The organism is Parazoarcus sp. PS-13 R2A (genome assembly GCF_057621855.1).
In genome coordinates this window covers 1-21,101 of the sequence record NZ_JBYEXN010000036.1, presented here as the reverse complement: position 1 = coordinate 21,101, position 21,101 = coordinate 1, and the positions used below count along the sequence as shown (strand labels likewise).

The 21,101-nt window shown below is 63.3% G+C and carries 22 protein-coding genes; 5 read left to right on the top strand and 17 right to left on the bottom strand.

Annotation, left to right across the window (positions count from 1 at the left end):
- The first annotated feature begins 376 nt into the window (after positions 1-376).
- Together AC22G6_RS21105 and AC22G6_RS21100 are read left to right on the top strand one after the other, a co-directional pair.
- Positions 377-1,357, top strand: coding sequence for an SGNH/GDSL hydrolase family protein (locus tag AC22G6_RS21105; protein ID WP_487368412.1), 981 nt, complete (start codon positions 377-379; stop codon positions 1,355-1,357).
- A gap of 227 nt (positions 1,358-1,584) precedes the next feature.
- Positions 1,585-3,606 (top strand): methyl-accepting chemotaxis protein, encoded by a 2,022-nt coding sequence (locus AC22G6_RS21100; protein WP_487368411.1) that lies wholly within the window; start codon positions 1,585-1,587, stop codon positions 3,604-3,606.
- A 21-nt stretch (positions 3,607-3,627) separates the two neighbouring features.
- Here AC22G6_RS21100 and AC22G6_RS21095 read toward each other — a convergent pair whose 3' ends face one another.
- The 6 genes from AC22G6_RS21095 to AC22G6_RS21070 form a co-directional block, all read right to left on the bottom strand.
- Complete coding sequence (locus AC22G6_RS21095; protein WP_487368410.1) at positions 3,628-4,263, bottom strand: VTT domain-containing protein; 636 nt, start codon at positions 4,261-4,263, stop codon at positions 3,628-3,630.
- Positions 4,264-4,267: 4 nt separating this feature from the next.
- Positions 4,268-5,089, bottom strand: a complete 822-nt coding sequence (locus AC22G6_RS21090) for an HvfC/BufC family peptide modification chaperone (protein ID WP_487368409.1) — start codon at positions 5,087-5,089, stop codon at positions 4,268-4,270.
- On the bottom strand, positions 5,077-5,976 hold the full coding sequence (gene bufB / locus AC22G6_RS21085; protein ID WP_487368408.1) for an MNIO family bufferin maturase: 900 nt from the start codon (positions 5,974-5,976) through the stop codon (positions 5,077-5,079). Before bufB ends, AC22G6_RS21090 begins: the two co-directional genes overlap by 13 nt.
- A gap of 76 nt (positions 5,977-6,052) precedes the next feature.
- Positions 6,053-6,337 (bottom strand): BufA2 family periplasmic bufferin-type metallophore, encoded by a 285-nt coding sequence (gene bufA2, locus AC22G6_RS21080; protein ID WP_108948093.1) that lies wholly within the window; start codon positions 6,335-6,337, stop codon positions 6,053-6,055.
- A gap of 282 nt (positions 6,338-6,619) precedes the next feature.
- Positions 6,620-7,339 carry an alpha/beta hydrolase gene (locus AC22G6_RS21075; protein ID WP_487368407.1) on the bottom strand — a complete coding sequence of 240 codons (720 nt, stop codon included), beginning with the start codon at positions 7,337-7,339 and terminating at the stop codon, positions 6,620-6,622.
- A gap of 49 nt (positions 7,340-7,388) precedes the next feature.
- Positions 7,389-8,036 carry a hypothetical protein gene (locus tag AC22G6_RS21070; RefSeq protein ID WP_487368406.1) on the bottom strand — a complete coding sequence of 216 codons (648 nt, stop codon included), beginning with the start codon at positions 8,034-8,036 and terminating at the stop codon, positions 7,389-7,391.
- 207 nt (positions 8,037-8,243) lie between these two features.
- Between AC22G6_RS21070 and AC22G6_RS21065 the strand changes: the two genes are divergently transcribed.
- From AC22G6_RS21065 to AC22G6_RS21055, 3 genes are all read left to right on the top strand, one after another.
- Positions 8,244-8,750 carry a GNAT family N-acetyltransferase gene (locus tag AC22G6_RS21065; protein WP_487368405.1) on the top strand — a complete coding sequence of 169 codons (507 nt, stop codon included), beginning with the start codon at positions 8,244-8,246 and terminating at the stop codon, positions 8,748-8,750.
- A 112-nt stretch (positions 8,751-8,862) separates the two neighbouring features.
- The gene (locus tag AC22G6_RS21060) at positions 8,863-9,318 is read left to right on the top strand and encodes a MaoC family dehydratase (RefSeq protein WP_108948096.1); all 456 of its coding nucleotides are present in this window, start codon (positions 8,863-8,865) and stop codon (positions 9,316-9,318) included.
- 108 nt (positions 9,319-9,426) lie between these two features.
- Entirely contained in the window at positions 9,427-10,614 is a 1,188-nt protein-coding gene (locus tag AC22G6_RS21055; RefSeq protein WP_487368404.1) for an NnrS family protein, read from the top strand.
- A 48-nt stretch (positions 10,615-10,662) separates the two neighbouring features.
- Here the strand turns inward: AC22G6_RS21055 and AC22G6_RS21050 are convergent, their stop codons facing one another.
- The 11 genes from AC22G6_RS21050 to AC22G6_RS21000 all read right to left on the bottom strand — a co-directional run.
- Positions 10,663-11,187, bottom strand: coding sequence for a MarR family winged helix-turn-helix transcriptional regulator (locus tag AC22G6_RS21050; RefSeq protein ID WP_487368403.1), 525 nt, complete (start codon positions 11,185-11,187; stop codon positions 10,663-10,665).
- A gap of 139 nt (positions 11,188-11,326) precedes the next feature.
- Entirely contained in the window at positions 11,327-12,223 is an 897-nt protein-coding gene (locus AC22G6_RS21045) for an alpha/beta hydrolase (protein ID WP_487368402.1), read from the bottom strand.
- Complete coding sequence (locus AC22G6_RS21040) at positions 12,213-12,923, bottom strand: ABC transporter ATP-binding protein (RefSeq protein ID WP_108948100.1); 711 nt, start codon at positions 12,921-12,923, stop codon at positions 12,213-12,215. Before AC22G6_RS21040 ends, AC22G6_RS21045 begins: the two co-directional genes overlap by 11 nt.
- Positions 12,920-13,693 carry an ABC transporter ATP-binding protein gene (locus tag AC22G6_RS21035; RefSeq protein WP_487368401.1) on the bottom strand — a complete coding sequence of 258 codons (774 nt, stop codon included), beginning with the start codon at positions 13,691-13,693 and terminating at the stop codon, positions 12,920-12,922. The genes AC22G6_RS21040 and AC22G6_RS21035 overlap by 4 nt, the downstream gene beginning before the upstream one ends.
- Positions 13,690-14,727, bottom strand: coding sequence for a branched-chain amino acid ABC transporter permease (locus tag AC22G6_RS21030; protein WP_487368400.1), 1,038 nt, complete (start codon positions 14,725-14,727; stop codon positions 13,690-13,692). The genes AC22G6_RS21035 and AC22G6_RS21030 overlap by 4 nt, the downstream gene beginning before the upstream one ends.
- Before the next feature lie 5 nt (positions 14,728-14,732).
- A complete protein-coding gene (locus tag AC22G6_RS21025; RefSeq protein WP_487368399.1) occupies positions 14,733-15,653 on the bottom strand; it encodes a branched-chain amino acid ABC transporter permease in 921 nt (306 codons plus the stop codon).
- A gap of 234 nt (positions 15,654-15,887) precedes the next feature.
- Entirely contained in the window at positions 15,888-17,057 is a 1,170-nt protein-coding gene (locus AC22G6_RS21020; RefSeq protein ID WP_234418973.1) for an ABC transporter substrate-binding protein, read from the bottom strand.
- 108 nt (positions 17,058-17,165) lie between these two features.
- A complete protein-coding gene (locus AC22G6_RS21015) occupies positions 17,166-18,773 on the bottom strand; it encodes an AMP-binding protein (RefSeq protein WP_487368398.1) in 1,608 nt (535 codons plus the stop codon).
- Positions 18,774-19,041: 268 nt separating this feature from the next.
- Positions 19,042-19,809: a class II aldolase/adducin family protein gene (locus AC22G6_RS21010; RefSeq protein ID WP_487368397.1), complete on the bottom strand. Its 768-nt coding sequence runs from the start codon at positions 19,807-19,809 to the stop codon at positions 19,042-19,044.
- 30 nt (positions 19,810-19,839) lie between these two features.
- Complete coding sequence (locus AC22G6_RS21005; protein ID WP_487368396.1) at positions 19,840-20,835, bottom strand: ketopantoate reductase family protein; 996 nt, start codon at positions 20,833-20,835, stop codon at positions 19,840-19,842.
- Between the two features lie 19 nt (positions 20,836-20,854).
- A partial coding sequence (locus AC22G6_RS21000; RefSeq protein ID WP_487368395.1) for an ABC transporter ATP-binding protein C-terminal domain-containing protein occupies positions 20,855-21,101 on the bottom strand: 247 nt, incomplete at its 5' end.

The following is a 21,101-nucleotide window of genomic DNA, read 5'->3' as shown; positions in this document are numbered from 1 at the left end:
CGTCTAAGCGGCTTCACCCCCTTCGGCGGGCAAGCCTCCCTCCCTCTCCCGCTTGTCCGCTGTGTTTCGCGTCTGCCCTGACCGGCTTATGGTCGGCGCAGGCGCGTTTTTTTGTCTGATCAGATTGCAGGCATTTTCCAGCGAATGTTGCCAGGATATGTCGCACAGCATGCCTTGCCGTTGCTCTCAACTGTCGGAATAACTTACACAAGATACCGCAGCATGCTGAAGAGCTGTTTCATCTGTTTGAAATATCTTGTTTTAAATATTTGGTTCGGATATTGCTTGCGTCGTCCTGCCGGTTCCAGCGGGTCTTGCTCCATATTTAATGGGAAGCGCAATCATGCTCCGTCGCCTAGTCGCAGCCGTTGTACTCATGTCAGCATTTCAGGCTCCTGTCCTTGCCGCATACTCCTCGCTCTACGTGTTCGGTGACAGTCTTGCCGACAGTGGCAACTTCTGGCGGCTTGCCAGCGGGGTATGGCCACCTTCGCCGCCCTATGCGCAACAGTTCTCAAACGGGCCGGTTGCAACCCAGTATCTTGCGGATCGGTTAGGCGTCCCGCTTCTGCCTTCGTCCGTGGGCGGCACAAATTACGCGGTAGGAGGGGCGACGACGGGTGTGCTGAATTATGGTTATGAAACGCGGGGGCTCTTGCCCTTGCCGAACGCACTGGAAATGACAGGCGTTCAAAAACAGATCGAGGTCTTTGCCGGGAGCGGAACTGTTTTTGATCGGGACAGTTCCCTGTTCATGCTCTGGGCTGGCGCGAATGACATCTTTCTCGCGCTTGGGACCGGAGGTGATCCGGTGGGCGCGGCGTCGAATGCTGTATCCAATTTGATTGGTTCGGTCGGTGCATTGGCATCAATCGGGGTGCGCAATCTGCTTGTCCCGAATATGCCGAATCTCGGTGAAACACCATTTGGTCTGGCCCTGCCGGAAGGGGACCGTCTTGCACTGAGCGCGCTTTCCGTCGGATTCAACCAGGCGCTTGAGGCGGCTCTGGGCAGCGTACGCGCGGCAATCCTGCCCAGTGTTCCCGATTTCAATCTCATCGAGTTCGACACTGCCGGGCTCTTGCACGACGTGATCGAGAACCCGGTTGAGTTCGGACTTCTTAACGCGACCGAGCCGTGCTTCAATCCGGACGATCCGACAAATCTGGGGAACGTTATCGCCGGCTGTCCTGGTTTTCTTTTCTTTGATCCTGTCCACCCGACGACTGCGGCCCACCAGATTCTCGGAGACAGCTTCTACGCGGCCGTCCCCGAACCCGGGACGCTGTTCCTGATCACGATTTCAATGCTTTCGTTTGCGCTGGCACGTGTTCGCCGCGCGCAATGCCAACGCTGATGCGAGGCCTCGTCGAGTGATCGAGGCTCTGTACCTCGGGTGTGCGTTGCGAAGATTTCCTCGTTTGCGCTGTTCGCCTTACGTGTTTTAGCCGGGGCGGCCTTCCCCCGCACGTGTGCTGTGGATTTCCACAGGCGCGTGGCTGAGTGCTTTAACGCTAAAGTTATGTTCGACGTTGTCGTTAGCAGACTACGCGAAAAATAACAGAGCACTCAGGAGACCAGATTATGCAGTTCCTCTTTGCGCCGGCCGTGCGCATGATGAACAGTTTGCGCTTTGCGACGCGCTTCATCCTCATCGGCGCCGCCGGGGGGATTCTCATTGCCGGTTTGATGTTCCAGTTCCTGCAGTCAGTTGGCGAAAGGCTGCGGACGACGGAGGCGGAGCAAACGGGCGTGGAGCACGTCGTTGCCCTGCGCGAAACCAGTCAGTTGCTGGACCAGCACCTGCTGGCCTCATCACTGTTTTCTCTCGGCGAGTCCGCCTCGGAGAAGGAGGCTGCTGCCTTGCGTGAGCGCATCGGCGTAGCGCTTTCCGCCGCGCGCAAGACCGGACTCGAAGGTGCGGGGCCGGATCTTGAGCAAGCGTGGCTGGCGCTCGAAAAGGAGTGGGATGTCTTCAAGTCGGTGATCGGTGCTTCGTCTACGCCTGAGATCCGCGAACTGCACCAGCGTTTCGGTGACCGACTGGCCGCCCAGGCGCGCCTGATTGCTGATCATGCGGGCTTGCCGCTCGACCCTGAGGTCGATACGAATTACCTCTACGACACCCTCGTCAACCGTCTGCCGCAACTCTTCGACGCGCTTGGACAGATCCGCCTCAAGGCCTCGAGCATTGCCAGCATTCAGATGATCGATGCTGCTGATATCGGGCGCCTGGAACGCCTGACCGCCGATGCCATTGCACAGCTCGCCCGCATTCGCGAGAACACCGAGAAGATCGGCAAGGCGGCGCCCGCGTTCAAGCCGGCGCTGGACAAGGGCCTGGACGACATCCAGGCGGGGCTCGACCGCATGCGACGTGTGATCGACGGGAGCCTCGTCAACGTTGCCGACATCAACATCCCGGTGGCAGAGGCACTGAGCAAGACCGATGCGCCCCGTCTGGCTGCGGCGGATCTCGAGAAAACCGTTATCGCTGCGCTCACGGAGCGCCTCGCGGAGCGGGCCGGCGCGCTCTCGGGTCAACGCTCGGTCAATCTCGGTCTTGTTGCACTCGGGCTCGCGCTTGCCGGATATCTGTCGATGGGCTCCTATCTCAGCCTGCAACAGGGGACCGCGCACCTGCTTGAAGGCGGACGGCGCCTTGCTGACGGCGAGCTTGCCTATCGGATCGACGTCGGCAGCCGGGATGAGTTTGCGGATATCGCCGACAGCTTCAACCGCATGGCAGGGTCCTTCGGCGAAGTGATCAATACGCTGAAATCGAGCGCCGACAACCTGAGCAGGACGGCCGGCGCAATGAATGAGGCGACGCGTCAGGTTGCCGGCGGATCGGCCGAGCAAAGTCGCCTGACCCAGGAAACGGCCAGCTCGGCCAACGCGATGTCGGACAGCATCGGCGAGGTGGCGAGCAACGCCGGCGAGGTGGATCAGATTGCGCGCGACGGACGCACCAAGACCGACGAGGGTTACAAGGGGCTCACCCGGATGCAGGGTGAGATCGGCATCGTGCGCACGGCGGTGGAGCAGATTACGTCATCGGTGTCGGAGTTCGTGCGCACCACGCTTGAGATTCGCGGCATGACGGGGCAGGTTCGCGATATCGCCGAACAGACCAATCTGCTCGCGCTCAACGCTGCAATCGAGGCCGCACGTGCCGGAGAGCAGGGCCGGGGATTTGCGGTGGTGGCCGACGAGGTACGCAAGCTGGCGGAGAAGTCGGCCAGCTCCGCGAGCGAGATCGACCGTCTGACTCAGGCGATCAACAGCCGGTCCAACGATGTCAGCGGTGCCATCCGGCGCGGGCAGGAGTCTCTGGCTGCCAGCGAGGGATTCCTGCAAGCCGTTTCGAGCCAGCTATCGTCGGCGAGCGAGTCGGTGGCGAAGACATCGGAGGGCGTGGACCTGATTACGGCTGCGATGCGTACCCAGGCCGATTCGGTGCGCAGCATCAGCGGCTACGTCGCGCGGATTGCCGACATGGCCGGGCAGAACGACGCTGCGGTGGCCAGTGCCGCGAGCGAGGCCGAGCGCCTGGAGCGGATGTCGGCCGAGCTGCGTAACCTGATCGCGCGCTTCAGGGTCTGATGCAGGGTCAGCTGCGCGGGTTCAGATCAGGTGGAGAGCCATTGCCAGGTAGTCGAAGAAGATGCTGTAGAGCACGATTGGCAGCGGCAAGCCCGCCAGCAGTCCCAGCACGTAATGACGCAGTCCCACGCCCGACAGCGCCAGCGCGTAGTTCAGCGCAGGTGCAGTCTGGAACAGGGTGCGCAGCAGGAACTGGCTGCGGATGGGTTGTTTATCGAGACGCGTCAGCAGGCTGCGTGCGAGACGGTTGTCGATCTCGCGCAGGGCGCTGCCGCCCAAGCACCGGATGAGCACGAAAACGAGGGTGCAGGAGAGGACGGCTGCGACATAGGTAACGGCGGCGCCCCAGACCTGGCCAAGCGACAGCACCGCGGCAGCGAGAAAGATCCAGCCCGGAATCTGAATCAGGTTGCCGAGCGCAAACAGCAGCACGAATGTTGCCGTGCCGCTTATCAGATGGCTCTCGAATTGCGCGCGGATGACATCCAGCCCGAAGTGTTCGCGAATGCCAGTGATGTGCACAACGAGCAGGATCGTGGCGGTGAAGCTCAGCACGGCCAGCAGGCGGGCATGGCGTTTCAGCCATTGCATTGCGCCGTGAGCATGTGTGACCAGCGTGTGGGGTTCGGGAAGCGGTGCGCTGCCACGGCTGTTCATTTCGTCACCGCTCGGTCATCTGCCGAGGCATTGTCACCGCTTTGCCTGTGGCAACAGCGCTGATCAGCCCCTCGCTCAGCCAGCGTTGCAACCAGGGGCCAATGAAGCCGGCCGCATCCGGATGGCGTTCGGCGAGGATGCCGCAACTCATCGCATAGCCATTGCCGGCGAGCAGCATGTCGAGCATGAAGTGCTCGGCTGCAGACAGCGAGCGGAAGCTGCTCTGTTTGTCATTGCGCCAGAACAGACAGGGCAATGCCTGTGGCAGGGCGCGGGCGGGGGGCGGTGTGAGCTGCTGGTCGAGGGCATGCCACACCTCGATCGTGTTCCACGCAAACGTGGCAAGCGCAGTGCCGGGCGCGAAAATGAATTTCGCGTGCTCCCAGTCAGTGTCAGAGAGTTGCGTTAGCGCGTCGGGCTGCAGGCGCGGGCCGTCGGGCGCATCGAAAGCGTCATGGAGCAGCCAGTCCATTTGCGCCAGCTCGCTCACTTCCGGATCGGCCGGCATCGAGCCCGCCAGGTCATCCGGAAAGCGGTGGCCATAGTCGCGCAGGTTCGGGCTGAGCGACGGTGTCCGCTCGATGTAGCGCTCCGCCTCCCGTCCGAACTCGTCGTCGCCGAGATACATCCAGGTGCGTTCGAACACCGTGCCGAGTGCATCGCGCAGCCGTGCGCGATAGGCGCGATGATAGACCGCTAGCCTTGCATCCCGCGCGAGCCCAAAACTGCCATCGAGCAGGGGCAGCACGGGCGCCGTGTCCTTGCTGGTGTCGAGAATGTAGGCCTTCAGCCGGGCCTGGGTTTCCGCAAGGCTCATGTCGGACATGGTGCTGGCTCCGGCGTGCTTGCGTCCGGCCTGCGGGCGCATGAGGCCGCAATGCGGCGCACGTGCGCAAGTTCCGTCAGCAAGTCTGGCAGCGGCGGAATGTTGTCGTCGCGCTCGATCATGCTGCTGACCGCACCGAATCGTCGCCATGCGGCTGCATAGAGGTCGAACACGGGATCGATGATCGCTGCGTCATGGGTGTCGATGATGAAACCGTCGACGTTCGAATGTCCGGCAAGATGGATCTGCTGCACCCGGTGAGCGGGAACCCCGTTGATGAATTGCATGGGGTCGAAACCGTGATTCACGCTGCTGACGTAGATGTTGTTCACGTCGAGCAGGAGGTGACAGTCTGCCTCGTTGGCGATGGCGGTGAGAAACGCCCATTCGCTCATCGATGAGTCTGCATAGCTGAGATAGCTGGAGACGTTCTCGATCACCATTCTGCGTTCGAGCATGTCCTGTACCTGGCGGATACGCGTGACGACGTGCCGGATCGCCTCTTCGGTGTAGGGGAGCGGGTAGAGGTCGTGCAGGTTCACACCGTGCGCGCCTGTCCAGCACAGATGATCCGAAATCCATGCCGGCTCGATGCGTCTGGCAAGCGCCTTCAGGTCGCTTAGATATTGCCGGTTCAAGGGCTCTGTCGAGCCAATCGACATCGATACGCCATGCATCACCAGCGGATAGTCACGACGGATCGCGTCGAGCATGGCAAGCGGCTTTCCGCCTTGCACCATGTAGTTCTCGGAAATGATCTCCAGCCAGTCGACGTCCTGCGGTGCGCTGAGAAATTCGGCGTAATGCACCGGCCGCAAGCCCAGCCCAAAACCCAGCGTGGGAACGCGCCGGTCTGTCTCGACGGCAGGCAGGGACTGCGTGTTCATTCTCTGATCACCTGTGGGTGCGTGCATGGCATCGGGTGTCAGGGGGCGTGTCATCCCCCTGTCACCCGGGCGGGCATTACTTGATGTCGCCAATCGTGCCCTTGGCGTCCAGGCACTCTGCGGCCTTCATGCCCTTGAACCCGTGCCCCTTGCACGAATTCATGCCCTTGCAATCGTGCTGGGCTGTCTTGCAGTCGGCCTGGCCCTTGCATGCGTTGATGCCGTAGCAATGCACAGTGTCGTTTGCAGCAATCGCTGCACCGCTTGAGCCTGCCGGTGCGTCGGCGGCAAATGCGACGGAGGATGCGGCAAAGGCTGCGGCCATGGCTGCCATGCGGGCGCCGTTGATCATGTTGGACATAGGTGTCTCCTCGGTATCGATTGGATGTGAATGGCCCCGGAACTCAGCGCTTCCTGGCTGAAATCGGCCGGGCACTGATTGGTCGACAGTCGGGGGCGAAACCTTACGGGCGATACCGAAAAAACCTCCGCCGCACGTTCTGGCTGTGGTCGTCAATGCGCCAATCGCGAGATATACATGAGCGGGAAGGGTGTGACGGATGGCTGAGCGGGGTCGCAAGGAAACCGCCCATGCATCCGTCCGTGGCTGTTCCACAAGCCTGGATCAGCCCAGGGAAAACCGTCAGCGCGCAGCCTTGCCCGCGAATGGAAGCGTGTGCAGCCACGCCTGAATGTCCTGCAACTCGTCCATGGTTACGGTGTGATCGGCAGGGTAGTCGTGCCACGCGACTGCGAGACGGTGGCTGCGCAGCAGGTCGCAGGACTTGCGCCCGAAATCGCAGGGGATCACGTTGTCGTCGCGGCCATGGGCCATGAACACCGGTGTGCTCCGGCTCGCTTCCTGAAGTTCGTCGGCCAGCGTATCGGCCAAGGGGACGTAGGTGGACAAGGCCATGATGCCGGCGAGCGGTGTTTTGCGGCGCAGGCCGACGTGCAGCGCAATGGCGCCGCCTTGCGAAAACCCGGCGAGAACAATATTGCTGTCCGGGACACCACGGGCGTTCTCGCGGGCAATGAGCGCCTCGATCTGGGCCGCCGATTCGTGCACGCCCCTGGGGTCTTCACGGCGCTGAGAAAAGTCTGCCGACACAATGTCATACCAGGCTCGCATCACGTAGCCGCCATTGATCGTCACCGGTCGCGGTGGCGCGTGCGGGAACACGAAACGGATGGGCGGCAGATCGTGGAGGTCGAGCGCGCCGACGACGGGTTCGAAGTCATGTCCATCGGCTCCGAGTCCGTGGAGCCAGATGACCGTGGTGACCGGGTTCGGGCCGGTTTCGATTTCGACTGCAGGTAGCAGGGGTGCTTGCCCCGAGGGGCTCGGTGGTACGGCGTTCATTGCCTTACTCCAGTTGATATTGCGGTGTCAGGCCGTGTCGGGGAACTGCCTATCTCGGGAAGCTCGAATTGCACTGTGCGACACAGCGCGAGTACGCCGCATCACAAGCCGCATCGCTGCGACCAGCGACACCCCCCTGACAGGACAGCGAGGCGTCTGCACAGCGACGGATACAGGTATTCCAGTCGTCCTGGCCCGGGCCGGGCACATGCAGGGAGGGCGACAGGTGGCGCGGGCAGGAGCGCAGGTCGATGCGGCGAATCGGGCCAGGCAGCCGGGACCACTCGTCGGCGCTGAAATCGAGCGCGTCCTGCAGCGGTCCGAGGTCTTCAGGCTGGATCAGACCCGAGCGCAGCAGCGTGCTTGCGGCCCAGCAGTCGGCCCTGCGTGCGCCAGCGGGCGTGCGCTGCGCGCTGGCGGGCAGACCGAGGTTGAGGCGGGAGCATTCGTGGGCAAACAGAAACAGCTGGCCGCGTTCCTCCAGGCGCGGAATGGCCGAATGGTTGTAGCGGATGACCGGGCGTCCGCCCTCGATTCGCGTGCTGACGGCTGACGGCAGGGCCGGATCGGGGACCGCAGCGACCGTGCGGCCCTTCGCATCCACACAGCCGCCGTAGAGCGTCTGATCCTGCGCGTGGCTTGCGTTGCCCAAAAGAGCGCTACACCATAGCGCCATGATCAATAGCAGTCTGCCCATTGTTGTCGTATCCCTTGCGCATGTGGCCTGGAACAGGCTCGCATGTTCGAGGATACGCCAGCATCCGCCCGGAATGAAGCCGGTGAGGCGGGAAGGGCAGCAGGAGAATTCATCGATGATTGATCTGCAGGGCGCGAAATGCGATCCGGACTGCACATCGCATGCAGGGACAAGGGGCGTGACGGGAGGCACCGGCGGATGCGGCCGATGAGCGGTATTCGTTATCGGAACATGGTTTCCGGCGACCTCGCTGCAGTCATGGACGTGCAGACCGAAGCCTACGGAGACGGCTTCATCGAGGGTATCGACGTGATTGCAGCGCGTCTCGAAGCGTCACCCGAGACCGCCTGGGTGGCCGAGGATGGCCACGGGGTCTGCGCATATCTCGTGGGCTACCCTTCGCTGGAGGGGCGGATGACTTCGCTGGGGGGCTTGTTCCGCGTAGCGCCCGTGCCGGACTGCCTTTATCTGCACGATCTGGCCGTCTCGCCGCGGGCCGCCGGGCGCCGCGTCGGTCCCTCGCTGGTGAAAAAGGCGCTTGCCTTTGCCCAGGATGCGAGACTGAAGTCATCCACGCTGGTTTCGGTGCAGGCATCGAGGGCATTCTGGTTGCGTCAGGGGTTTTGCGTTGCCATGCCGGTTGCAGAGGAGTCGGCAAAGCTGGACAGCTATCCCGGCGATGCAGTGTACATGGCGAGGCGACTCGGGCCATGATCGCAAGCGCGGGCGGGCCGGCGCCGCCCGCAGCGAATGCCCGCGCAGCCGCATGTGGGGACTGCAATCCGGATGCTGTAACACGTACTGTTTCTGTCCTGGGGGTGGATGAATGGAATCGCGTTTTCTCAACGATCTCTCGCCGGGCGACCGCTTTGTCTGTGGCGGCGTCACGCTTACCGAGGCCGAGATCATCGGTTTCGCCCTGCACTACGACCCGCAGCCATTTCACCTCGATGCCGGGGTCGCTGCAGATTCGATCTATGGCGGATTGATCGCAAGTGGTTTTCAGGTGGTCTCGCTGTGTTTTCGCATGTTCATACAGCAGGGGGTGCTCGCCGAATCGAGCATGGGTTCGCCCGGGATCGACGAACTGCGGTGGCTGGCACCGGTGCGGCCCGGCGACACGATTCGCACCGAGGTCGAAGTCGTCGAGTTGCGCCCCTCGCGTTCCAAGCCGGACCGGGGCATTGCGCGACTGGCGTACCGGGCGCTCAATCAGCGTGATGAAGTGGTCTCGAGCTTTTTCGTGAATCACCTGCTGCGGACCCGCAGCGAAGCGGAGTAGACCGTAAAACAGGGCGGGAGCCGGGCAGGCGATTGACCGGGGTCATTTTTGTTCGCGCCGGGGTGAGGTGTAATCGGGCATCAAGACACCACTCCCGCAGAGATCATCATGGCCCTGATTCCCCTCGAAGAGCCGACTACCCGGCGTATTCCCGCCGACACCTTCTCGCTTTTCGCGCTCGCCTTTCGCCCCTTCTACCTGCTGGCGGCAACGCTGGCGGTGGTCGCGATTCCGCTGTGGGTGCTCGTTTTTCTGGGGGTGCTCTCGACGCCGATACCCGGTATCTGGTGGCATGCACACGAGATGATCTTCGGGTTCGCTGCTGCGGTGATCGTCGGCTTTCTGTTCACCGCCGGCCGCAACTGGACCGGCATCGACACCCCGGCAGGCGGTCAGCTTGCCGGCCTCGCCGCGCTGTGGCTTGCAGGCCGGCTGGCAATGGCCTTCGGCAGCGGCTGGTGGGTGGCCGTCGTTGATGTGGCTTTTCTGCCGGTCGCAGCGGCGCTGCTGCTGCGTGTGCTGATCAAGGCGAGAAGCTGGCGCAATTACTTTCCCGGCGTCCTGCCCCTGCTGCTCGGTGCGGCCAATCTGCTGTTTCACCTTACCGTGAATGGCGCGGTGGCCATCGAACCGCTGATGGGGATTCACATCGCGCTTGGGCTGGTGGTGGTGCTTGAGATCGTCATCGGCGGGCGTGTAATTCCGATGTTCACCTTCAACTCGATGCGTGGCATCCGTCAGTGGCGCAATGCGCGCTTTGATCTGGCTGCGGCGCTGGTTTCCGGGCTTGCGCTGATGTTGTGGGCAACGGGTGCGACGGGCTGGGCGGGCGGCATCTCCCTGATCGCGGCGCTGCTGCAACTGGTGCGCTGGGGCGGCTGGAATCCGTGGGCAACGCGCAACACGCCCTTGCTGTGGATCCTGCATGCCTCCTATCTGTGGATTCCGCTCGGTCTGGCGCTGCTTGCCGCTTCGCAGTGGGGGCTGGTGGCACGGTCAGCCGGGGTTCATGCACTGGCGATCGGTGCCACGGGCGGCCTGATCATCGGCATGATGACCCGCACGGCGCTTGGGCACACCGGGCGCATGCTGGTCGCCGGACGGCTGGAGGCGTTTGCCTATGGCCTGGTACAAGTGGCCGCTGTCGCGCGGGTGCTGACGGTGGCCTTCATTCCGGCGGCTGCGATCGGTGGCATCCACCTCGCTGCCACGACCTGGGCGCTGGCGTTTGCACTCTACCTGTGGCGCTACACGCCGTTTCTGCTCTACGCGCGGGTGGACGGTCGGGCCGGGTGAGCTTGGCGCACTCGCGCTGGCCGCCCTGCATCGCGCCACCCCGGGCGGTCAGGGCGTGCCGCTGTCCAGCGATGTGAGGTGGCGCTTCAGGCGGTTCAGCAGTTCGAGGAGTTGCGTCTTCTCTGCGTGGTCGAGCCCGCTGAACAGCTCGATGACCCAGCCCTCGTGTGATTTCGCCATCTGGCGGAAAGCCTTCTTGCCGGCCGGGGTCAGATGGACTGAGTAAGCACGGCGATCGCGCGGGTCGTCGCGGCGCTCGACGAGACCTTCTTCGACCAGCTTGTCGGTCAGGCCGGTGACGTTGCCACCGGTCACCATCAGCCGGCGCGACAGTTCGCGCATCTTCAGACCATCCGGGTTACGGTCCAGCTGGGCCATCAGGTCGAAGCGGGGGAGTGTCGACTCGAAGCCCGTGCGCAACTGATTGCGCAGACGGGACTCGACGATATTGGTGCAGGTCAGCAGGCGCAACCACACCCTCAGTGCCTCATGATCATCGTCGGTCGCACGTGTCTCATGGTCGATGGTTTCCGGATCCTGGTCGGCGGAAAGGTCGTGTTGGGCTAGCGTCATGGTGGTACCTGCTTGAAATGCAACAAACGGCCAGGGGCAGCCGGGTGATGGCGTATTTTACTCCTTGAAATCGGCTAAATCATTTACGCTTAAATTTATGATGAAAAAGTTTGTTTGCGGCTGAAGGTCTTTCAGCCATTCAGTCCGACAGCCCGTCGAACAGCTCGATTGCCGCTTCGAAGAGCGCCGAGCCGGGCAGGGCGAAGGCGTCGCACAGGGTCAGGTGATCATCTTCAGGCATCGCAACCGCGCCTTTCCACACGGCTGCCCAGCCATGGGCAAGCAGGGCGAGCTGGCGCCGGAATTCGGCACTCTCCTTGCCGCCCACCGCGCCCAGCAGGGGCGCATCCGTCGCGGGCTGCAGCAGGATGGGGCTCAGCGTGGCGACACGTTCGGGGTTGAAGTCGAGATCGGCATCGAGCACCGGCACCGACGCCAGCGGCGCGAGATCGACGACCGGGCTGAGCGCAATGCCCGCTGCGACGAGGTGCCGCGGGAGGTCGGGGGCGAGCGCAGGCCAGTCGGTTGCCATGGCCATGCAGGTGAGATGTCCGCCCGCAGAGTGGCCCGATACCACGATGCGCCTGGCGTCGATGCCGTAGTGCGCTGCCTTGCGATACAGCCAGGCGATGCTGCGCCGGGTTTGCGCGGTGATCTCGTCCAGCGTGGTGGCTGGAGCGAGCCCGTAGTTCACTACCGCGACGGCGATACCGCGCTCGATGAAGGCCGGTGCGATCCACGAGAAATCGTCCTTGTGCAGACGCTTCCAGAATCCGCCGTGAATGAACACCAGCAAGGGGTGTGGGCCCTCGCCGTGCGCGGGCAGGAAGAGGTCGAGGGTCTCGGCTGCGGCCGGACCGTAGCGCAGGTCGAGTTCGGCGGGATGGGCTGCGCGCGCTTCCTTGCCACGCACACCCCATGCGGCGAGGCTGCCGGCAAAATCGGGCACGCGAATACTGACGTCGTATTCGCGCGCCAAATCGGTGCCGGGTGGGGGCTGCAGCTGATAGGGCAGCGAGGTGGGGTCAGACGCCAAGGTAACGCTCCCAGAGTTCAGGTTCGGCCGCGAGTGCGTCATTGTCGCCGCTCCAGGGGCTGCGGCCCTTTTCGATGAAGGCATGGTGATCGGCAACCCGCATCAGTTCGTTGAGGTATTTGTCGATCACCAGAATGGCCTGTCCGCTGCGCTTCAGGCGTCCCAGCACTTGCCAGATCTCGCGCCGGATCAGCGGTGAAATCCCCTCGGTGGCTTCGTCAAGGATGAGCAGGTGCGGATTCGTCATCAGCGCGCGGCCGATTGCGAGCATCTGCTGTTCGCCACCAGAGAGCTGGTTACCCATGTTCTGAGCCCGCTCGGCGAGCCGGGGGAAGAGGGCGTGGATACTCTCCAGCGTCCATGGATCGGCTCGGCCGCTGCGGTTGGCGGCGAAGGCCAGCAGGTTCTCCTTGACCGTGAGGTTCGGGAAGATCTGCCGCCCTTCGGGTACCAGTGCCAGCCCCATCTGCGCAATGCGTTCGGTGGGCTGGCCGTCGATGCGCTCGCCGAGGAAACGGATCTCGCCCGACCACGCCGGCAACTGGCCGAACACCGCGCGCAAGGTCGTGGTCTTGCCCATGCCGTTGCGTCCAAGCAGCGTGGCCGCCTCGCCCGGCTGTACTTCGAGGTTCATGCCGAACAGCACCTGACTGGCGCCGTAACCGGTTTCGAGGTTCTCGATCGATAGCAGGCTGCTCATTGCACGGCCTCCGTTTCGGCTGACTCATCGTCGCCCAGGTAGGCGGAAATGACCTGGGGATCGTTGCGGATCTGCTCGGGTGTGCCGCTGGCGATGACCGCGCCCGCGACCAGCACCGACACGCGGTCGGCGAGGCGGAAGACGGCATCCATGTCGTGCTCGACGAGGATCAGGGTATGGTCCTCGCGCAGGCTGTGGATCAGCTCGCCCATGCGTTTCGATTCTTCGGGGTCGGTGCCGGCCATCGGTTCGTCGAGCAACAGCAGGCGCGGTTTGCACGCGAGCGCCATGCCGAGTTCGAGCGCGCGCTGTTTGCCGTGCGACAGGGTGCCGACGATCTGCTCCATGACGTCGATCAGTCCGACGCGGCGGGCGGCGTCCTCGGCGCCTTCGTCAAGGTCGGACTCGTCCGCCACCGTGCCAAGAAAGTCGAACGAGTGGCCTGTGCGTGCCTGCACGGCGAGCGCCAGGTTCTCGCGCACCGTAAGCCTGGGCAGCAGGGTGGTGATCTGGAACGAGCGCACGATGCCGGCGCTCACCCGCTTGTGGATCGGCAGACGGGTGATGTCGCGCCCTTCGAACAGGATGCGGCCACTGTCGGGGGCGAGCTCGCCGCACAGCTGTGCCAGCAGGGTCGTCTTGCCCGCGCCGTTCGGCCCGATCAGCGCATGGATCTCGCCGGCGCGGATCTCGAGATTGCAGTGATCGGTTGCCACCAGGCCACCGAAGCGCTTGACGAGTTCCTGCACTTGCAGAATCGTGTGGCTCATCGCGCATTCTCCTCGCCAGTGGATTTCCCGGGCACGGCAGCGGGCGCTCGTCGCGCGGCCAGGATGCGTTCGCGCAGGCTCATGACCCCGTTTGGCGCAACCAGCACGATGAACAGCAGCAGGGCGCCCAGGATCAGGTTCCAGTGCTCGGTGTGGGTCGAGATTGTTTCCTCCAGCAGCAGGAAGATGGCCGCGCCGGTGATCCCGCCCCAGAAATAGCCCGACCCACCAATGATCACCATCACCATCAACAGGCCGGACTGATGCCAGGTCAGCGTGTGCGGCGTCACCCCCATGCTGAGGTTGGCGAGCAGCGCGCCGGCCAGGCCCGCCAAGCCGCCCGACAGCACGAAGGCCATCAGCTTGAGGCGGAAGACCGGGTAGCCGATGGCGGCCATGCGGCGCTCGTTCTCGCGGATCGCCACCAGGGCGCGGCCAAAACGCGAGGCCACAAGGCGGTAGAGGAGAACGAAGGCGAGACCCGCGGTAAACAGTACGAAGTAGTAGAAGGCGAGATCGCTCTCGAGCGACAGGCCGGGAATCTCCGAGCGCGCACTCAGTGGTAGCCCGTCGTCACCGCCGAACTCGGGCAGGGACACTGCCAGGTAATAGAACAGCTGGGCGAAGGCGAGCGTGATCATGATGAAATACACGCCGCGGGTACGCAGGCTGATGACGCCGATCACCAGCGCGGCGAAGGCCGCCAGCCCGACTGCAGCCGGAATCGCGACCCAGGCGGCGACCACGCCGTACTTGGCGAGAATGGCCACGCCATAGCCCCCTGCGCCCAGAAAGGCAGCGTGACCAAGGCTGATCATGCCGCCGTAGCCGAGGGCGAGATTGAGTGCGCTGGCAGCCAGCGCCAGGATGAGCACACGGCTGCCGATACTGATGTAGAAGGTCTCGCCCAGCGAACTCATGATCAGCGGGTAGATGGCAAGGGCGAGGACCACGGCGATGGCCGTCCACGGGCCGGGCAGCCCGGCCAGAAGTGGCGTTTCGGGTGTGCGAAGGTGTGCGGATGTCGGGTTCATGTCGGTCAGCCTCGCGCAGGGAACAGGCCCTGAGGCCGGAAGAAGAGGACGCATACCATCAGCAGGCTCACCATCATCGACGCCAGCGTGGGGCCGAGCGTGGCGGCCGTGGCGGAGTCGACCACGAGCTTGAGGCCGAAGGTGAGCAGAAGCCGGCCGAGGGTGTCGATCATGCCAACCAGCAGCGAGCCGACAAGCGCGCCCCGCATGGAGCCGATGCCGCCGATCACGATCACCTCGAATGCCGGAATCAGGATCGATTCACCCATGCCGACCGAGACCGCCAGCAAGGGGCCGAGCAGTGCGCCGGCAAGTGCGCACAGTGCGGCGCCGAGCGCAAAGACGAAGGTGAACAGGGGCTTGATCCGGACGCCCATCACTGCGGCCATCTCGGGGTTGGAGGCCCCGGCACGCATCCACATGCCGATACGGGTGCGGTTGACCAGCAGGTAGAGCCCGAGCGCGACGATCAGGCCGACGACGATGATGAGCATGCGGTAGGCCGGGTAGTACAGCTCGTCGGTCACCAGCTCGAGCGGGCCGGACAGGCTCTCGGGCATGCCGATCATCAGGGGCTGAGCGCCAAAAATGATCTTGATCGTTTCGTTCGCGATCAGGATCAGCGCAAACGTTGCCAGCACCTGCGACAGGTGACTCATCCGCTGCAAACGCCGGTAAAGCACGCGTTCGAGAATGGCGCCGATCAGCGCAGTGGCGATGATGGCCAGCAGCAGGGCCGGGAAGAAGCTCTGGAACACCTGGTAGAAGGCTGCGGCGAGGAAGGCGCCGATCATGTAAAGCGAACCGTGGGCCAGGTTGATAAGGTCCATGATGCCGAACACCAGCGTCAGCCCGGCGGCCAGGAGGAACAGCATCAGCCCGTACTGCAGGCCGTTGAGCGCTTGTTCGAGGATCAGGTAGAGCATGGATGACCTGCCGGAAGTCAGGAGGCACGCTCAGATACACCATGGCCCGTGCGGGCGCTGGCGGGTCTGTTCAGTGCTGTGTTGAGAGAAAGCCGGTAAGGCAGGCCAGGGGCGATGATGGAGGACGATCCGCCCTCCGCCTGCGCGCACATGGCCGCCACGATGATGGTCCGCAAGCCGCGCGGACGCTGCAGACAGGGTGCGCCGCCCTCGCGGGGGCGCACCGCAGCCGCATTACATCTTGCACTCTTTGGCGTAGGCGTCGGTGTGCTTGTCCATGACCTTGCCGACGTACTTGTTGCTGACCGATCCGTCGGCGTTCTTCACCACTTCACGCAGGTAGTAGTTCTGCACCGGATAGTGATTGTTGCCGAAATGGTATTCGCCGCGTGTGCTCGACGCTTTCACCGTTTCCAGTGCCTTGCGGAAGGCAGCCTTGTCCTCGATCTTGCCGCCGACGGACTTCACCGCGGCATCGATCAGCAGCGCTGCGTCGTAACCCTGCGATGCGTAGAGCGTGGGCAGGCGGCCGGTGTCCTTCTGGAAATCGGCAACGAAGCGCTGATTGACCGGATTGTCCATCTCGCGATACCAGTGGCTGGTGTTGAACACGCCTTCCATTGCGGGGCCGACCGCTTTCACCACGTCCTCGTCGCCGGAGAAGCCGGGCGCGAACAGCGGGGTCTTCTTCAGCATGCCCGACTGCGAGTACTGCTTGATGAAGTTGATCCCCATGCCGCCCGGCAGGAAGATGTAGAGCGCGTCCGCACCCGAGGCGCGAATCTGTGCAATCTCGGCGGCGTAGTCGAGCTGGCCGAGCTTGGTATAGACCTCGTCGGCGACTTCGCCCTTGTAGAAGCGCTTGAAGCCGGTGAGCGCATCCTTGCCCGCCGGGTAGTTGGGGGCGACCATCGCCACCTTCTTGAAGCCCTTGTCCTGCACATGCTTGCCCATGGCTTCGTGCAGGTTGTCGTTCTGCCAGGCCACGTTGAAGAAGTAGGGGTTGCACTCGGCGCCGGCGTACTGACTCGGCCCGGCGTTGGCGCTGATGTAGAAGGTTTCGGCGGCGAAGAAGGCAGGTCCGACGGCGAGCATGATGTTGGAGAACACCACGCCGGTGGCGATATCAACCTGGTCGCGCTTGATGAAGCGCTCGGTGATCTGTTTGGCGGTCTCCGGGTTCTGCGCATCGTCGGCGACGATCACTTCGGTGGTGATGCCGCCGAGCTTGCCGCCGAGGTGCTTGACTGCAAGCTCGAAGCCGTCGCGGATGTCGATACCGAGGCCGGCACCGGGGCCGGACAGGGTAGTCATCATGCCGACCTTCATGCTGTCGGCAGCCATGACGGCGCCGCTGGCGAGCAAGGTGGAGCAGGCGAGGGCAACGCAGGTCTTCTTCATCATTGTATTTATCTCCAGAGGGATGACGGCTTGCAGGCGGAATCTTCTCATGACGGGCGCTCGGGCGGCGACCCGTCATTGACGGTGTCGCCCCGGAAAGCGCCGAATAGCTCAGTTCTGCGACTTCAGCCGGAAGCGCTGCAGCTTGCCGGTTTCGGTGCGTGGCAGGGTGTCGACATAGGTGATCGCGCGCGGATACTTGTAAGGTGCGACGGTCTGCTTGACGAAATCCTGCAAGGTTCGGGTCATGGCCTCGTCCGCGCTGAATCCGGGCTTGAGGACCACGAATGCCTTGATCAGCTGACCACGGTCGGGGTCGGGCACACCGATGACGCCACATTCAGCCACGGCCGGGTGCGCCATGAGCGCCCACTCGACTTCAGGGCTGGAGACGTTGTAGCCGGAGCTGACGATGATGTCGTCGACGCGGGCGTGATAGTAGAAGTAGCCGTCTTCGTCCATGTGAAAGGCGTCACCCGGCAGGTTCCAGCCCTGGCACACGTAGTCCTTCTGGCGCTCGTCTGCCAGATAGCGGCAACCGGTGGGCCCCTTGATCGCAAGCCTGCCGACTTCACCGGGCGGCAAGGGGTTCATGGCCTCATCGACGATCATGCCGCGGTAGCCGGGCAGGAGCTTGCCAAGCGCACCGGCCCGGTAGTCCTCGGGTCCGGAGGCGATGTAGATGTGGATCATCTCGGTGCCGCCGATGCCGTCGTGGATCTGGATGCCGCTTGCCGCACGCCATTTGTCGCGGGTGTCGGTCGGCAAGGCCTCGCCGGCGGATACGCATTTCTTCAGGCTTGAAATGTCGCAGGTGCCGACCAGACCGGTCATCTGACGGTAGGCCGTGGGCGAGGTGAAGCAGATCGTGGCCTTGTAGTCCTGGATCGCCTTCATCAGGGGCTCGGGCGCGAGCTTTTCGAGCAACACCGTGCTGGCGCGCGCCCACAAGGGGAAGCACAGCAGGCCGCCCAGGCCGAAAGTGAAGGCCAGCGGCGGGGTGCCGATAAACACGTCGTCGCTGCCGGGCTTGAGGCAGTGACGGGGAAAGACCTCGCACATCGCCATCACGTCGCGATGGAAATGAATGGTGCCTTTGGGGATGCCGGTCGTGCCTGAGGTGAAGCCGATCAGTGCCGGGTCGTCGGCTGCCGTATCGACGGCAGCGAAGTGGTCCGGCTTGGCTTCCATCAGCGATTCGAGCGTGCCACCGTTTCCGAACAGCACGGTATGCCGCAGGCGGGGGCAGGCCGCGCCGGCAAGCTGCAGCTCTTCGGCAAGGCTGGCATCGCACAAGGCATGGCTCACTTGCGCCAGTTTCAGGATCTCGCCGATTTCCTTTGCACGCAGCAGCGGCATGGTGCCCACTGCCACACCGCCAGCCTTCCAAACCGCAAGCCAGCAGGCGGCGAGCCAGGGTGTGTTGGCGCCGCGCAGCAGAACGCGGTTGCCAGGCACGAGCCCCATGTCTTCCACCAGCACGTGGGCCAGGCGATTGACCTGTTGCTGGAGCTGGCGATAGGTCCAGCGGATGCCGTTGCCGAGGATTGCAGGGCGATCGCCATGGCCTTCGGTGACCGCAGAATCGACGAGTTCGACGCTCGCATTGAGCTGTTCGGCGAACTCGAGTTCGGGACGTTCGAATACCAGTTCCGGCCAGGTATCGGCAGGCGGCAGGTTGTCGATGACAAACCGGTCGAGATGAGCGCTTCTACTCATGTTGGGTCCTCTGCTTTCTGGGCTGGGGTCCGCACTCAAGGCCACAGGATGATGGTCTGTGGCCGTATTGAGCGCGGTGAGCTCGTTTTGTGAGACAAGTTTTTGCCAAACAGAGAGGCAAGTCAAGCGCTAAACAATAGTTTGCTCAATAATTTATAGATGAACTATATGAAATGGAATGGAAGTGCTTTAACGCATTGTAAATAGTGAGTTTATTTTGAGATGCTTCCGGTCGCTGCACCGGCGTGCAGCGACGCCAGGCACCCTGTCACCAGAGCGCGCCCCGCGCAGCGCGCATCTTTCGGACCATCGCGCCGAAGAATTTCGTCGCAAATCCGCTGTCGCGAATCAGCATCTGTGTGAGGTCGGCGCACTTCTGCCCGATTGCATCCTCGAGCGGGGTGTCCTCACCGGGAATCATGCCAGCGTGGCACTGGATTTCGGCGGCACGCTGAACCGTCCACAGCAGGAAGAAGGTCTTGGCAATGTCCTGCTCGCCGACCGCGACACCGTGGTTGCGCAGCACCAGGATGTGCTTGTCGCCGAGGCTGGCGAGCATCCGCGCCTTCTCGTCCGCGAACAGCGTGATGCCCTCGAAGGGGTGGTAGCCCACGCGACCGAAGAGCTGGGCGCCGTAGAAGTTGTCGTGGGAGAAGCCGGCCTTCTTCTGCGCAACCGCCGACACCGGATTGGTGTGGGTGTGAATCACGCAGTGAATGTCGTCGCGCGCGCCATGAATCGCGCTGTGCAGGGCAAAACCGGCCGGGTTGGCATCGTAGGGCGAGGGCTCCACCTTGTTGCCGTCGAGGTCGACCTTGAGCAGGTTCGCCGGCGTCACTTCGGTGTAGTTCAGCCCGAAGGGATTGACCAGGTAGTAATTGCCCGGCCCTGGCAGCCGTGCCGAAATGTGGTTGAAGATGGTTTCGGTCCAGCCGAAGAAATCCACCAGGTGGTAGCACTCGGCAAGCTGGATGCGCAGCGACCACTCTTCATCGCTGCAATGGGCGGGTTTGACGACTTCTGTGTGCGTGCTCATGTTCTGTCCTTGAATGATCTGTTCGGGAACTCAATGCTTTCCGTTGCAGCGTTGTTCGCCGCGGAAGCGAGCGAGGGCAATGATCTTGCGCGTGACCGGCATCGGCAGATGGAAGCGGGCGGCCAGTTCCAGCACCGAATCGCCAATCGCAGCGAGTTCGAGCGGGCGGCCCTTGTCGTAGTCCTGCAGCATCGAGGTGCGGATCGCGCCCATCGAGGCGCCGAGTTCGAGAAAGGTCAGCGGATCGATCTCGACCCGAGCGCCGTAGCTCGCGGCAACCAGCAACACCTCGCGTTTGATCGCGATCACCGTGTCCTGCAACTCACCCGGGCGGTAGAGTTCTTCCAGCGTCGCGCCGGTGATCACCGACAGCGGGTTGGTGCTGGTGTTGGCGATGATCTTGGTCCACAGCTTGTCGCGGATGCGCTCCAGCGGCCGAGCCTCGATGCCGCCTGCGGCAACCGCCGCGCACAGGTCGAGCAGGCGCGGACTCATGCTGTTGTCGGGCTCACCGAACATGATGAGATGCGGGTTTCGTGCCAGCACATGGCCGGGTTTTTCGACTTCCGCGGTGACGAACACCACGCAGCCTATGATGTGCTTCAGGGGCAGCAAGGCAGCAAGGCGACCGTCCGGGTCGACCGCGTGGACGGCCTCACCGGCAAAGCGTCCGCCTTCGCCATGGAAGTACCACCAGGGCACACCGTTAACCGTGGGGATGACGATGGTGTGGTCGCCGATCAACGGCTGCAGCGTCGGCAGCAGGGTTGCGATGTCCTGGGCCTTGGCGCACAGAAAGATGATGTCCTGAATGCCGAAGTCGGCCTGCGCGCTCGCCTGCACCTCAGCCCGGTGTTCGCCTTCGAGGTCGGTCAGGGTGATGCCGTCGTTGCGGATGGCCTCGAGCGTGGCACCGCGTGCGAGCACACTGACCGCGTGTCCGGCCATCGCGAGGCGCGCTGCGATGGTGCAACCGATGGCACCGGCGCCGGCGATGCAGATACGTTTTGGGGTTTGGGTTTGCATGTCGAGTGTTCCGCTGAGCTCAGGTCGCCAGCATCTCCTGATGCTTGCCGCCGAGTCCGAGGTAGGCCTCGATCACACGCGGGTCGTCGCGCAGCTGCACGGCCGGCCCCTCCATGGCGATCGCGCCGGTCTCGAGCACGTAGGCGTAGTCGGCCACCTGCAGCGCGGCGCGGGCGTTCTGCTCCACCAGCAGGATCGACACCCCGCGCTTGCGCAGCTCGGCGATGATGCGAAAGATCTCGCGCACGATCAGCGGCGCGAGCCCA